This window comes from Stenotrophomonas sp. RIT-551, from assembly GCF_026241915.1.
Classification (GTDB): Bacteria; Pseudomonadota; Gammaproteobacteria; order Xanthomonadales; family Xanthomonadaceae; genus Stenotrophomonas; species Stenotrophomonas bentonitica_A.
Genome location: NZ_JAPJIU010000007.1, coordinates 154,831 through 168,223, shown reverse-complemented (window position 1 = coordinate 168,223; position 13,393 = coordinate 154,831). Strand labels below are relative to the sequence as shown.

Annotated in this window: 11 protein-coding genes; 9 read left to right on the top strand and 2 right to left on the bottom strand. The window is 66.4% G+C overall.

Features of this window, described 5'->3' with window-relative positions; all coding sequences use genetic code 11:
- Positions 1-228: 228 nt before the first annotated feature.
- From rplU to obgE, 3 genes are all read left to right on the top strand, one after another.
- Positions 229-546, top strand: coding sequence for a 50S ribosomal protein L21 (gene rplU / locus ORK51_RS10845; protein ID WP_019184518.1), 318 nt, complete (start codon positions 229-231; stop codon positions 544-546).
- Positions 547-561: 15 nt separating this feature from the next.
- On the top strand, positions 562-822 hold the full coding sequence (rpmA, locus tag ORK51_RS10840) for a 50S ribosomal protein L27 (RefSeq protein WP_019184517.1): 261 nt from the start codon (positions 562-564) through the stop codon (positions 820-822).
- Between the two features lie 194 nt (positions 823-1,016).
- Positions 1,017-2,069 (top strand): GTPase ObgE, encoded by a 1,053-nt coding sequence (gene obgE, locus ORK51_RS10835; protein ID WP_046272194.1) that lies wholly within the window; start codon positions 1,017-1,019, stop codon positions 2,067-2,069.
- A 184-nt stretch (positions 2,070-2,253) separates the two neighbouring features.
- Here obgE and rpsT read toward each other — a convergent pair whose 3' ends face one another.
- Positions 2,254-2,523, bottom strand: coding sequence for a 30S ribosomal protein S20 (gene rpsT, locus ORK51_RS10830; RefSeq protein ID WP_019184515.1), 270 nt, complete (start codon positions 2,521-2,523; stop codon positions 2,254-2,256).
- 116 nt (positions 2,524-2,639) lie between these two features.
- On the opposite strand from rpsT, the gene murJ reads away from it, so the two are divergent.
- From murJ to ORK51_RS10800, 6 genes are all read left to right on the top strand, one after another.
- Positions 2,640-4,244: a murein biosynthesis integral membrane protein MurJ gene (murJ, locus tag ORK51_RS10825; RefSeq protein ID WP_266084945.1), complete on the top strand. Its 1,605-nt coding sequence runs from the start codon at positions 2,640-2,642 to the stop codon at positions 4,242-4,244.
- Between the two features lie 75 nt (positions 4,245-4,319).
- Positions 4,320-5,267, top strand: coding sequence for a bifunctional riboflavin kinase/FAD synthetase (locus tag ORK51_RS10820; RefSeq protein ID WP_266084910.1), 948 nt, complete (start codon positions 4,320-4,322; stop codon positions 5,265-5,267).
- Positions 5,264-8,095, top strand: coding sequence for an isoleucine--tRNA ligase (gene ileS, locus ORK51_RS10815; protein ID WP_266084909.1), 2,832 nt, complete (start codon positions 5,264-5,266; stop codon positions 8,093-8,095). Before ORK51_RS10820 ends, ileS begins: the two co-directional genes overlap by 4 nt.
- Entirely contained in the window at positions 8,095-8,601 is a 507-nt protein-coding gene (gene lspA / locus ORK51_RS10810) for a signal peptidase II (RefSeq protein WP_070426864.1), read from the top strand. Before ileS ends, lspA begins: the two co-directional genes overlap by 1 nt.
- Positions 8,602-8,654: 53 nt before the next feature.
- Positions 8,655-9,605: a 4-hydroxy-3-methylbut-2-enyl diphosphate reductase gene (gene ispH / locus ORK51_RS10805; RefSeq protein WP_019184510.1), complete on the top strand. Its 951-nt coding sequence runs from the start codon at positions 8,655-8,657 to the stop codon at positions 9,603-9,605.
- A 219-nt stretch (positions 9,606-9,824) separates the two neighbouring features.
- Positions 9,825-11,705 carry a M61 family metallopeptidase gene (locus tag ORK51_RS10800; RefSeq protein WP_266084906.1) on the top strand — a complete coding sequence of 627 codons (1,881 nt, stop codon included), beginning with the start codon at positions 9,825-9,827 and terminating at the stop codon, positions 11,703-11,705.
- A gap of 24 nt (positions 11,706-11,729) precedes the next feature.
- Here ORK51_RS10800 and treA read toward each other — a convergent pair whose 3' ends face one another.
- Entirely contained in the window at positions 11,730-13,358 is a 1,629-nt protein-coding gene (gene treA / locus ORK51_RS10795; RefSeq protein WP_266084905.1) for an alpha,alpha-trehalase TreA, read from the bottom strand.
- Positions 13,359-13,393 lie beyond the last annotated feature (35 nt).

Sequence of the window (13,393 nt, the reverse complement as noted above, 5' to 3'; positions counted from 1 at the left end):
CGGTCAGCCTACCGAGCTTGGGATTTGGGGGCAATCGCGGACTTTGCCACCCCCATGTCTCATTCCCTGAGACCCCGCCAGCCGGTTTCCTGAACCGTATTCAGCCAAATCCGGGTCAGAGCAGGGGGTGGGTTGACCCGAAGTGGTTGAAGTCATTAAAATTCCGCTTCTGTCCGCCCTCGATGGCGGCAGTCCATAGACCACAATAACTACAGAGGAAGTCTGGTCATGTACGCAGTACTGGTAACCGGCGGTAAGCAATACCGCGTGGCGCAGGGCGAAACGCTCCGCGTTGAAAAGCTCGAAGTCGAAGTCGGCAACGAGATCAAGTTCGACAACATCCTGATGCTGGGCGACAGCGATGGCATCAAGCTGGGCGACGCGCTGAGCGGCGCTTCGGTCACCGCCAAGGTCGTGTCCCAGGGTCGTGCCGACAAGGTCCGGATCATCAAGTTCCGTCGCCGTAAGCACCACATGAAGCGCCAGGGTCACCGTCAGTACTACACCGAAATCGAGATCACCGGCATTGCCGGTGGCAGCAAGTAATAAGGAGAAGCAGTCATGGCACATAAGAAGGGCGTAGGCTCATCGCGCAACGGTCGCGACTCCAACCCGAAATACCTCGGCGTCAAGATCTTCGGTGGCCAGGCCATCGACGCCGGCAACATCATCGTGCGTCAGCGCGGCACCCAGTTCCACCCGGGTACCGGCGTTGGCCTCGGCCGTGACCACACCCTGTTCGCGCTCGTCGACGGCAAGGTGGAGTTCTCGGTCAAGGGCCCGAAGAAGCGTCGTACCGTCAGCGTCGTCGCCGAAGCCTGATCTTCAGCGGTACGCAGGCGCCCACGCCACGGCGTGGGGTCGCTGACGAAAGCCCCGCTTCGGCGGGGTTTTTCGTTGGTATCGAATATCGGGCGGGACATTTCCCGCCGCCGGCCCTGGATCGTACCGGGGCCGTTAGACTCTGCGGTGGGGTGCACCTCGCGCCCGCCGCCTCCAGATTGGCATCCAGAATCATGAAACTTGTAGACGAAGCAGAAATCCAGGTGATCGCCGGCAATGGCGGCAACGGCTGCATCGGTTTCCGTCGCGAGAAGTTCATTCCGCTGGGCGGGCCGGACGGTGGCGACGGCGGTAATGGCGGCAGCGTGTGGATCCGCGCCGACGAGAACCTCAACACCCTGGTCGACTTCCGCCATGACCGCATCTTCAAGGCGCAGCGCGGCGAGAACGGCATGGGCCGCCAGGCCTACGGCAAGGGCGGCGAAGACCTGGTCATCACCGTGCCGGTCGGCACCGTGATCATGAACGTCAGCACCGATGAAGTGATCGGCGACCTGACCGGCCATGGTGACCGCCTGCTGGTCGCCAAGGGCGGCCGCGGCGGCCTGGGCAACATGCATTTCAAGAGCTCCACCAACCGCTCGCCGCGCCAGGCGCTGCCGGGCGAAGAGGGTGAAGAGCGCCTGCTCAAGCTCGAATTGAAGCTGCTGGCCGACGTGGGCCTGCTGGGCTTCCCGAACGCCGGCAAGAGTACGCTGATCCGCGCCGTGTCCGCTGCGACGCCGAAGGTTGCGGATTACCCGTTCACCACGCTGTACCCCAATCTGGGCGTCGTGCGCGTGGAGAACTACCGCAGCTTCGTGATCGCCGATATTCCCGGCCTGATCGAGGGTGCGGCCGATGGCGCCGGCCTGGGCGCGCAGTTCCTGCGCCACCTGCAGCGCACCCGCCTGCTGCTGCACCTCGTGGACATCTCCCCGATGGAAGGTGGCGTGGAAGGTGTCTCGCCGATCGAGCAGGTCCGGGCAATCGAGCGCGAGCTGGAAAAGCACGACCCGGAGCTGCTGAACAAGCCGCGCTGGCTGGTGCTGAACAAGGCCGACCTGATGTTCGAGGACGAGGCCAAGGCCGCCGCCGAGAAGATCATCGCCGAGCTGGGCTGGACCCAGCCGTGGTACCTGGTCTCGGCCCTGGGCCGTGAAGGCACCTGGCCGATCATGAACAACATCATGGCCTTCTTCGATCGCCAGAAGGAAGACGAGGCGCAAGCGCGCGATGCGTACTGAGCGCACCCGCGCGCCCCTGAGAAACCCGGCTCCGGCCGGGTTTTTCTGTGGTGCCGCCGTCGCCGCCAGCCGGGCTGGACGTCGCAGATCGCAGGCAACAAAAAACCCGGCCGGGGCCGGGCTTTTCTCTGCGGCTGGATCGAAGCCACGCGTGGCGTGGCTCTACGACACCCGCAGCGCCGTATCAGGCGGCCTTGATGGCCTTGATGCGCGCGGTCAGGCGGCTCTTGTGGCGAGCAGCCTTGTTCTTGTGGATCAGACCACGCGAGCTGAAACGGTCGAGGATCGGCTGGGCAACAGCGAAGGCTGCCTCGGCGCCGGCGGCGTCATTGGCATCCAGAGCCTTGATCACCTTCTTGACAGCGGTGCGCAGCATCGAACGCTGAGCCGTATTGCGCGCGTTGCGCACGACGGTCTGCTTGGCGCGCTTCTTGGCGGACTTGATATTGGCCACAGTGGTGGTTTCCTGAAAAATCGGTGTAATGGGAACAGCAAGCTGGAAAGTATGATGGCTCGAAAAATGTACGTCAAGTCAATTGTCAAGAGGGAACACGGGTGAGTTCACCAAGGATGTTGCGGGGCCTGCTGTCTTTCAGCAGCATGACCATGATTTCGCGGGTGTTGGGGCTGGTTCGCGACCTGGTCATCACCACCACGTTCGGCACCAATGCGGTGACCGACGCCTTCTGGGTCGCCTTCCGGGTGCCCAATTTCCTGCGCCGCCTGTTCGCCGAGGGCTCGTTCGCCACCGCGTTCGTTCCGGTGTTCACGGAGGTGAAGGAAACCCGCTCCCACGCCGAACTGCGCGAGCTGATGTCGCGGGTGGCCGGCACCCTGGGCGGGGTCCTGCTGCTGGTCACCGCGCTGGCGCTGATCTTCGCGCCCCAGGTGGCGACCCTGTTCTCCAGCGGGGTGGATACCGACCCGGCCAAGCATGGCCTGCTGGTGGACCTGTTCCGGCTGACCTTCCCGTTCCTGCTGTTCGTCTCGCTGACCGCCCTGGCGGGCGGGGCGCTCAACAGTTTCCAGAAGTTCGCGATGCCGGCGCTGACCCCGGTCATCCTCAACCTGTGCATGATCGCCGGTGCGCTGTGGCTGGCCCCTCGGCTGGGCGGTACGCCGGAGAAGCAGATCCTGGCGCTGGGCTGGGCGGTGCTGGCGGCCGGGCTGCTGCAGCTGCTGTTCCAGCTGCCCTCGCTGAAGGGGATCAACCTGCTGACCCTGCCGCGCTGGGGCTGGCGGCATCCGGGCGTGCGCAAGGTGCTGACCCTGATGGTGCCCACCCTGTTCGGTTCTTCGATCGCGCAGATCAACCTGCTGCTCGATACCGTGATCGCCGCCAAGCTGACCGACGGCTCGCAGTCCTGGCTGTCGCTGGCCGATCGCTTCCTGGAGCTGCCGCTGGGCGTGTTCGGGGTGGCGCTGGGCACGGTGATCCTGCCGGCGCTGGCCCGCCACCATGTCAGCACCGACAAGGCCGGCTTCTCCAGCGCGCTGGACTGGGGCCTGCGCACGACCCTGCTGATCGCCGTTCCGGCCATGCTGGGCCTGCTGCTGCTGGCCGAGCCGCTGATCGCCACGGTCTTCCAGTACGGGCGTTTCACCGCCTTCGATACGCGGATGACCGCCCTGTCGGTGTACGGCCTGAGCTTCGCGCTGCCGGCGTTCGCGCTGCTCAAGGTGGTCCTGCCGGCCTTCTACGCCCGCCAGGACACCCGTACCCCGGTCCGCGCCGGCGTGGCCGCGCTGGTGGCCAACATGGTGTTCAACTTCATTCTGCTGGCCGTGCTGTACCAGGTGATGGTGCCCGACGCGCTCAAGGCGCAGGGCGTGTGGGTCGCGCTGGGCAAGCAGCCGGGCCTGCACCTGGCGCTGGGCATTGCCAGCGCGCTGTCCAGTTATCTGAACCTGGGCCTGCTCTGGTACTGGCTGGGCAAGACCGACGTGTATCAGCCCAAGCCGGGCTGGGGCGGCTATGTCACCAAGCTGGGGCTGGCCTGCGTGGCCATGGTGGCGGTGCTGCTGGCCCTGCGTTACGGGATGGCGGACTTCACCGGCATGGACAAATGGCACCGGATCGGCAACCTCGCGCTGCTGGTCGGCGGCGGTGGCCTGACCTACCTGGTGGCCCTGATCGCGATGGGCTTCCGCCCGCGCCACCTGCGGGAGCATTGATCCGGGGGCAGCCCGGCTATACTTCATGGCTATCTCTTGCAAAGCATCGGCCCTGGTGGGCCGCATTCCACGTAGATGAGCAGGCTGTTTAGAAGCGTCGAAGGCGGGCAGTTGTTCCCGCACGGAAGCGTGGTCTGCATCGGCGCATTCGACGGCCTGCACCTGGGTCATCGTGCGTTGGTGCGCCACGCCGTTTCGCGCGCGCGCGCATTGGGCGTGGCCGCCGTGGCAGTGGCCTTCGAGCCGCTGCCGCGCGAGTACTTCGCCCAGGGCGAGCCGCCGCCGCGGTTGACCCTGGCCCGCGACAAGGTCGCGATGCTGCGCGAGCTCGGCGTGGACGCGATCGGCCTGCTGCGCTTCGACGCGCGCATGGCCGCGATGCAGGCCGAGGATTTCGTCGAGCAGCTACTGGTGCACCGGCTGAGCGCGCGCGAGGTGTGGATCGGGCCGGAGTTCTGCTTCGGCAACCGCCGCCGCGGCGATCTGGCCCTGCTGCAGGCGATGGGCCGCGAGCGTGGCTTCAGTGCCGACGAGATCGAGCCGGTGGATCTGCACGGTGAGCGCATCTCCAGCACCCGCATCCGCCAGTTGCTGCGCGCCGGTGATTTCAGCCACGCCGGCGATCTGCTGGGCAGGCCGTATACGATTGGGGGCAGGGTAGTGCGCGGCCGCCAGTTGGGCCGTACGCTGGGGTTCCCGACCGCCAACCTGCGCTTCCCGAAGACGCCGGCGCTGTCGGGGATCTATGCCACCTGGGTCCACGGCGTGTTCGACCAGCCGTGGCCCTCGGTCTCGAGCTTCGGGACGCGTCCCACCGTGGATGGCGTGGAGCCGCTGCTGGAGGCGCACCTGTTTGATTTCCAGGGCGACCTGTACGGTCGTCACATCGATGTCGAATTCGTCACCAAGTTGCGCGACGAAGAAAAGTTCCACGATCTGGCCGCGTTGACCGACCAGATGCACCGTGACGCCGAACAGGCCCGTCACATCCTTTCCGAACACAGATTGCGAGCCACTGCGTGAGCCAGGACTACAAAGCCACCCTTCATCTGCCGGCAACCGAATTCCCGATGCGCGGCGACCTGCCCAAGCGCGAGCCGGGCATTCTGTCGCGCTGGGAGGACGAGGGCCTTTACGCCCGCCTGCGCGACAACGCGCAGGGCCGCCCGCTGTTCGTGCTGCACGACGGCCCGCCCTACGCCAACGGCCAGATCCACCTGGGCCACGCGGTCAACAAGATCCTCAAGGACATCATCGTCAAGTCGCGCTACCTGGCCGGCTTCGATGCGCCCTACGTGCCGGGCTGGGATTGCCACGGCCTGCCGATCGAGATCGCGGTCGAGAAGAAGTGGGGCAAGGTCGGCGTCAAGCTTGATGCGGTCGCGTTCCGCCAGAAGTGCCGCGAGTTCGCCGAAGAGCAGATCGAACTCCAGCGCCGCGACTTCAAGCGCCTGGGTGTGATCGGCGATTGGGACAACCCGTACAAGACGCTGAGCTTCGATTTCGAAGCCAACGAGATCCGCGCGCTCTCCAAGGTGTTCGCCAACGGTCACATCGTGCGCGGCGCCAAGCCGGTGCACTGGTGCTTCGACTGTGGCTCGGCGCTGGCCGAGGCCGAGATCGAATACCAGGACAAGACCTCGCCGGCGATCGACGTGGCCTACGTGTCGCGTGATTCGCAGCAGCTGGCCGCGCGCTTCGGCGCGACCCTGCCGGCCGATGTCGAGGTTGCGGTGCCGATCTGGACCACCACCCCGTGGACGCTGCCGGCCTCGCTGGCGGTGTCCCTCGGTGCGGAGATCGAGTATGTGCTGGCCGAAGGCCCGGCCCACCACGGCAAGCGCCGATGGCTGGTGCTGGCCGCCGCGCTGGCCGAGCGTTCGCTGCAGCGCTATGGCGTGGACGGCCTGGTCGTGCACGGTCGTGCCACCGGCGCCGCGCTGGAAAACCTGCTGCTGGCCCATCCGTTCTACCCGCAGCGCGACATCCCGCTGCTCAACGGCGAGCACGTCTCCGACGAAGACGGTACCGGTGCCGTGCATACCGCCCCGGGCCATGGCCAGGAAGACTTCGTGGTCAGCCAGCAGTACGGGCTGATGGAGAAGTACAACGCCGGCCAGATCAATCCGGTCGACGGCCGCGGCGTGTACCTGTCCTCGACCCCGCCGGCCGGCGATGTCGAGCTGGCCGGCGTGCACCTGTGGAAGGCGCAGCCGCTGATCGTCGATGTGCTGCGTGCGTCCGGTGCGCTGCTGGCGTATGTCGAGATCGTGCACAGCTACCCGCACTGCTGGCGCCACAAGACCCCGGTCGTGTTCCGTGCCACCCCGCAGTGGTTCATCTCGATGGACAAGGCCAACCTGCGCAGCGATGCGATGGCCGCGATCGACAACGTCGGCTGGTTCCCGAGCTGGGGCAAGGCGCGCATCGGCTCGATGGTCGATGGCCGCCCGGACTGGTGCATCAGCCGCCAGCGCACCTGGGGTGTGCCGATCGCGCTGTTCACCCATCGCGAAACCGGTGAGCCGCACCCGCGTACCGTCGAGCTGATGCAGCAGGTCGCCGACCGCGTGCAAGCCGAGGGCATCGACGTGTGGTACTCCCTGGACAGCGCCGAGCTGCTGGGCGATGAAGCGCCGCACTACGAGAAGGTCACCGACATCCTCGATGTCTGGTTCGACTCGGGCGTGACCCATGAAGGCGTGCTGCTGGCGCGTGGCTTCGGCAAGCCGGCCGATCTGTACCTGGAAGGCTCGGACCAGCACCGCGGCTGGTTCCAGTCCTCGCTGCTGACCGGCGTGGCCATCGACAAACAGGCCCCGTACAAGCAGTGCCTCACCCACGGGTTCACCGTGGATGAGAAGGGCCGCAAGATGTCCAAGTCACTGGGCAACGGCATCGAGCCGCAGGACATCATGAAGACCTTGGGCGCGGACATCCTGCGCCTGTGGATCGCCTCGGCCGATTACAGCAACGAAATGTCGCTGTCGCAGGAAATCCTCAAGCGCAACGCGGATGCCTACCGGCGCCTGCGCAATACCGCGCGCTTCCTGCTCGGCAACCTGGACGGCTTCGACCCGGCCCAGCATCGGGTGGCCCCGGCCGACATGGTCGCGCTGGACCGCTGGATCGTGCATCGCGCCTTCGAGGTGCAGGAGAAGATCAAGGCGGCGTACACCGGCTACAACATGGCCGAGATCGTGCAGCTGCTGCTGAACTTCTGCAGCGTGGATCTGGGCTCGGTGTATCTGGATGTCACCAAGGACCGCCTGTACACCATGCCGGTGGACTCGCGCGGCCGCCGCTCGGCGCAGACCGCGATGTACCACATCGCCGAAGCGTTCACGCGCTGGATCGCGCCGATCCTGAGCTTCACCGCCGATGAGCTGTGGGGGTACCTGCCGGGCGAGCGCAAGGAGAACGTGCTGTTCGCCACGTGGTACGAGGGCCTGGTGCCGTTGCCGGCCGACGCACCGCTCAACGCGGCCGATTTCGACCAGCTGCTGGCCCTGCGCGAGCAGGTCGCCAAGGTGCTCGAGCCGATGCGTGCCAACGGTGCGATCGGTGCGGCGCTGGAAGCGGAGATCACTGTCGCCGCCGATGCCGAGACCGCCGCGCGCTGGCAGCCGCTGGCCGAGGAGCTGCGCTTCCTGCTGATCAGTGGTGACGTGCAGGTGCGCCCGGCGACCACCGACGAGGTGTTCGTCAGCGCCCAGCCGACCGGCAAGCAGAAGTGCGTGCGCTGCTGGCATTACCGCGCCGATGTGGGCTCGGTCGCTGCGCATCCGGGACTGTGTGGCCGCTGCGTGACCAACATCGATGGGGCCGGCGAAGACCGGCGGTGGTTCTGATGGCCGCCGCCCGTCCGCGTCCGAACGCGCTGATCTGGCTGCTGCTCTCGGCGGCGATCATCATCGCCGACCAGTGGAGCAAGGCCTGGGTGCTGTCCAGCCTGCCCGAGTACGAGCCGGTGGTGGTCATCGAGGGCTTCTGGAACTGGTTCCGCACCTATAACACCGGTGCGGCATTCAGCTTCCTGAGCGATGCCGGTGGCTGGCAGCTGTGGTTCTTCACCGCACTGGCAGTGGGCATCAGCGGCCTGATGGCCTACTGGATGTGGGGCACCGCTCGCGGCGCCTGGCGCAGCGCCGTGCCTTACGCGCTGGTGATCGGCGGGGCGATCGGCAACGTGATCGACCGCCTCATGCACGGTCACGTGGTCGATTTCATCCAGTGGCATATCGGGGACCATTACTGGCCCTCGTTCAATATCGCTGATTCGGCGATCGTGGTCGGCGCGGTGGGTATCGCCCTGTTCGGCCTGTTCGACGGCAAGGCTGCCAAAAAAGCGGGATAATTCCCTCCTGTATCCGTAACAACCCGGCTCACGCCGGCCGGAGTATCTGACCGATGGATGTGTTGCTCGCCAATCCGCGTGGTTTCTGTGCCGGTGTCGATCGTGCGATCGAGATCGTCAAGCGCGCGATCGAGACCCTGGGTGCGCCGATCTACGTGCGCCACGAGGTCGTGCACAACCGGTTCGTGGTTGATGACCTCAAGGCCCGCGGCGCGATTTTCGTCGAGGAGCTCGACGAAGTGCCGGACGACAACACGGTGATCTTCAGTGCCCACGGCGTTTCCCAGGCCGTGCGCCAGGAGGCCGACCGACGTGGCCTGAAGGTGTTCGACGCGACCTGCCCGCTGGTCACCAAGGTGCACCTGGAAGTGGCCCGCCACTGTCGCGCCGGCCGCGACGTGGTGCTGATCGGCCACGCCGGGCACCCGGAAGTGGAAGGCACGATGGGGCAGTGGAGCCGCGAGCGCGGCACCGGCCAGATCTACCTGGTGGAAGATGTGGAGGACGTCGCCACGCTGGTCATCGACCAGCCGGAGAACTTCGCCTACACCACCCAGACCACGCTGTCGGTGGATGACACCCGCAGCATCATCGACGCCCTGCGCACCCGCTTCCCGGCGATGCAGGGCCCCAAGAACGACGACATCTGCTACGCCACGCAGAACCGCCAGGACGCCGTGCGCGACCTGGCCAAGCGGTGCGACCTGGTGCTGGTGGTCGGCTCGCCGAACAGCTCCAACTCCAACCGCCTGAGTGAACTGGCGCGCCGTGATGGCGTGGAGTCCTACCTGATCGACGGTGCCGACGAGATCGACCCGGCGTGGGTCGCCGGCAAGAAGCACATCGGCCTGACCGCCGGTGCCTCGGCCCCGCAGGTGCTGGTGGATGGCGTGATCGCGCGGCTGAAGGAACTCGGTGCCACCGGCGTCGGCGAACTGGACGGTGAGCCGGAATCGATGGTGTTCGCGCTGCCGAAGGAACTGCGGCTGCGACTGGTCGACTGACCGCGCAGCATTCCACCACGCATGCCGTGGCGCTGCCCCGGTAGTGCCGGCCGCTGGCCGGCAGCGCACTCCGGTAGGCCCTGATCCCATCCGGCAGACAGAACATCACCGCGCGCCGCTGTGCCAATCATGGCCGCAACGCGACGCATGACCTTTGGCCATGGGGCAGGGCGGTAACGCAGGGCTAGGATCGAGGCTTCCCCCGCTGGAGCCTGCCTGATGAAGATGCGTGCCATTGCCCTGTTCGTGTTGCTGGCCGTGTCCGCCACCGGCGTACAGGCGCAGACACCGCCGCCGCAGGATGTGGCCTTCCCCGGGCTGCTGCGCATCGATGTGGACGCACGTGACATCGGCCGACGGATCTTCAAGGTCAAGGCCACGGTGCCGGCCAGACCCGGCCCACTGACCCTGCTGTACCCGCAGTGGCTGCCCGGGGCACATTCACCGAGTGGCCCGATCGACAAGCTCGCCGGCCTGGTCGTCACCGCCAACGGCAAGCCACTGCAGTGGACGCGAGATCAGTACGACGTCTATGCCTTCACCGTGGAGGTGCCGCAGGGCGCCAGCGAAGTGGTGGCCGAGTTCAAGTTCCTCTCTTCGCAGGGCAACCAGGGCCGCGTGGTGATGACCCCGGACATGCTCAATCTGCAGTGGAATGCCAATTCGCTGTATCCGGCCGGGGTGATCACCCGCAACATCCAGGCGCAGGCCACCGTCACTCTGCCGCCGGGCTGGTCATATGCCACCGCGCTGGATACCGAGCGCCGCGAGGGTGACACGGTGGTGTTCAAGCCGATCAGCTACGACCACCTGGTCGACTCGCCGCTGTTCGCCGGGCGCCACTTTCAGCGCTTCGACCTGGACCCCGGCGCGAAGGTGCCGGTGCACCTGAACGTCTTCGCCGATGAGGCCAAATCGCTGGCGGCCAAGCCCGAACAGATCCAGGCGCACCGCGCGCTGGTGCAGCAGATGTACAAGCTCTACGGCGCACGCCACTTCGACCGCTACGAGTTCCTGCTGGCGCTGACCGACAAGCTCGGTGGCATCGGCCTGGAGCACCAGCGCTCCAGCGAGAACAGCGGTGACACGGGTTACTTCACCGAGTGGGACAAGACCTGGCTGGGCCGCGATCTGCTGCCGCACGAGTTCAACCACTCCTGGAACGGCAAGTACCGTCGTGGCGCCGATCTGACCACCGCCAACTTCAACGTGCCCATGGGCGACAGCCTGCTGTGGTTGTATGAAGGCCAGACCCAGTTCTGGGGTCAGGTGCTGGCCGCGCGTTCCGGGCTGTGGAGCCAGCAGCAGACCCGTGACGTGCTGGCCAATGTGGCGGGCACCTACGATCGTGGTCGCCCGGGCCTGGCCTGGCGCAACCTGCAGGACACCACCAACGACCCGACCATCGCCCAGCGCCGCGCATTGGCCTTCCGCAACTACCAGATGAGCGAGGACTACTACTCCGGCGGCCAGATGGTCTGGCTGGAGGTGGAGGGCAAGCTGCGCGCGCTGACGGGTAACAAGCGCGGCCTGGACGACTTTGCCAAGGCGTTCTTCGGCATGAACGACGGCGACTGGAATGTAAATCCCTACACCTTCGACGAGGTGGTGAGCACGCTCAACGGCGTGGCGCCGTTCGACTGGGCCAGCTTCCTGCGCGAGCGCCTGGACGGGCATGGTCCGCTCACCGGGGGCCTGGAAGCGGCTGGCTGGAAACTGGTGTACACCGATACACCGAACGAGGCGTTCAAGGCACAGGAAACCCGCGGCAAGAACAGCAACCTGCTCTACTCCATCGGAATGTCGGTCAGCGAATCCGGCTACATCGGCGATGTGCTGTGGGACAGCCCGGCCTTCAATGCCGGCCTGACCTCCGGCATGAGCGTGGTCGCGCTCAATGGCCGGGTGTTCAAGGCCGAGCAGTTGAAGGAGGCGATCACCGCAGCCAAGACCGACAAGGCGCCGCTGACGCTGCTGGTGAAGAGCTTCGACCGCATCGATACGGTCACGCTGGATTACCACGATGGGCTGAAGTACCCCTCGCTGGAGCGCATCGCAGGCAAGCCGGATCGTCTGGCGGAGTTGTGGAAGGCGCGGTGAGTGCGCTGCGTGGAGGCCGCCGGATCAGTCTGCGGTCTCCACCTCCTGTGCACTGTTGCATACCCGCTTCGGCGCGCACAGCCGATCCAGCAGGGCCAACGTGACGCCGTTGCTCCAGCCGAAACCGTCCTGCAGCGGGTACTCGCCGCCACCGCCGCCGGTGGCCGAACCGTCCACCACATATTTCTCCACCAGCTTGCCCTCGCGGTCATACACCGTCTGCACTGTGCGCAGGAAGCGCGTGCCGATCCGGCGGGCGAGGGTGTCCTGCCCATAGCGCTGCAGCCCGTCCACCGCGACCCACTGCAACGGTGCCCAGCCATTCGGGGCATCCCATTGCTGACCGGTCGCCACGGTGGTGGTCAGCAGCCCGCCGTCGCGGAGCAGCTGCGAATCGACTGCCTGGGCGGTACGGCGGGCCTGCGTGCGGCCGGCGACGTCCAGCCACAAGGGAAACAACGCCGCCGCGGTCAGGGCAGGGCGGGTCTGGCCACGCTCCAGGTCGCGGTCCACGTACCAGCCTTGCTGTTCATCCCAGAGCAGCTGGTTGATGGCGTGCTGACGTGCCTTCGCCAGCTGGGTGAAGGTGCGCGCAGCGGCGCGATCACCGGCTGCCTTGCTGGCGCGGGCCACGGTCGTTTCCAGATGGAACAGCAGGCTGTTCAGATCCACCGGCACGATCGCGGTAGTGTGGATGCTCGCCAATGCAGACGGCTCGGCGAGCCAGCGCGAGCTGAAATCCCAGCCGGACTCCGCGCCGGCGCGCAGATCGCGATAGATCTGTGAGGGCGTGCGCTGCGGCGCCTGCGCGGCGGTGGCCACATCGTCCATCCAGGATTCGGTGCGCGGCACCGCGCGGTCGTCCCAATAGCGGTTAAGCAGCTGACCATCGGCCAGCCTGACCACCCGCTCGCGTGCCTCGCCAGGTGCCAGGCTTTCCGCGCCGCGCATCCAGAATGCATGCTCGATGCGCAACTGCGGCAGATAGCGGCGGTAGGCCTCATCGCCTTCATGCGTGGCGAGCAGATCCACCATCAGGCTGAAGAAGGGGGGTTGCGAGCGGCTCAGGTAGTAGCTGCGGTTGCCGTTGGGGATATGGCCGTAGCTGTCGAGTTGGAACGCGAAGTTGTCCACCATGTCGCGCACCTGCTGCCAGCGGCCACTGGAGGCCAGGCCGAGCAGGGTGAAGTAGCTGTCCCAGTAGTACACCTCGCGGAAGCGACCGCCGGGCACCACGTAGGGCTTGGGCAGCGGCAGCAGCGAGCCGTTCGGATCCACGGTGCCGGTGGTGCGGGTCAGCACGGGCCACAGCCCCTCGATGTGCGCGCGCAGCGTCTCGCCCGCTGGCGGCACGTAGGGCTGGGTGTCGCCGGGCACGGTGAAGTGCTCGGAGGCGAAACCGGCGAGGTCGAACCCGGGCTGCGTCCTGGCGCGCTGCCACTGGGTCAGGACGGTCGCCGCCGGCTGGCGGGGCACCGCATCGGCGAAGGTCTTCTGATCCTTGAACAGGTGCGCGGCCTGGACCTGCTGGAACAGGGGCTGCCACTGCTGGTCCGGGGGCGGCGGCGCCGGCACCGTGCCTTGTGCCTGCGCGGCGGCGCTCAACAACAGGGATGACAGCAGCAGGCCGGCCAGGCGGGAACAGGGGCGCATGGGATGCCTCCGGAGATGGGGAATCCACTCTAAGG

Excerpts from the sequence above, each read along its gene's own strand:
- murJ (WP_266084945.1), top strand. The coding sequence starts at position 2,640 with ATGTTGCGGGGCCTGCTGTCTTTCAGCAGCATGACCATGATTTCGCGG.
- ORK51_RS10800 (WP_266084906.1), top strand. The coding sequence starts at position 9,825 with ATGAAGATGCGTGCCATTGCCCTGTTCGTGTTGCTGGCCGTGTCCGCC.
- ORK51_RS10820 (WP_266084910.1), top strand. The coding sequence starts at position 4,320 with ATGAGCAGGCTGTTTAGAAGCGTCGAAGGCGGGCAGTTGTTCCCGCAC.
- obgE (WP_046272194.1), top strand. The coding sequence starts at position 1,017 with ATGAAACTTGTAGACGAAGCAGAAATCCAGGTGATCGCCGGCAATGGC.
- rplU (WP_019184518.1), top strand. The coding sequence starts at position 229 with ATGTACGCAGTACTGGTAACCGGCGGTAAGCAATACCGCGTGGCGCAG.
- rpmA (WP_019184517.1), top strand. The coding sequence starts at position 562 with ATGGCACATAAGAAGGGCGTAGGCTCATCGCGCAACGGTCGCGACTCC.
- treA (WP_266084905.1), bottom strand. The coding sequence starts at position 13,358 with ATGCGCCCCTGTTCCCGCCTGGCCGGCCTGCTGCTGTCATCCCTGTTG.
- lspA (WP_070426864.1), top strand. The coding sequence starts at position 8,095 with ATGGCCGCCGCCCGTCCGCGTCCGAACGCGCTGATCTGGCTGCTGCTC.
- ispH (WP_019184510.1), top strand. The coding sequence starts at position 8,655 with ATGGATGTGTTGCTCGCCAATCCGCGTGGTTTCTGTGCCGGTGTCGAT.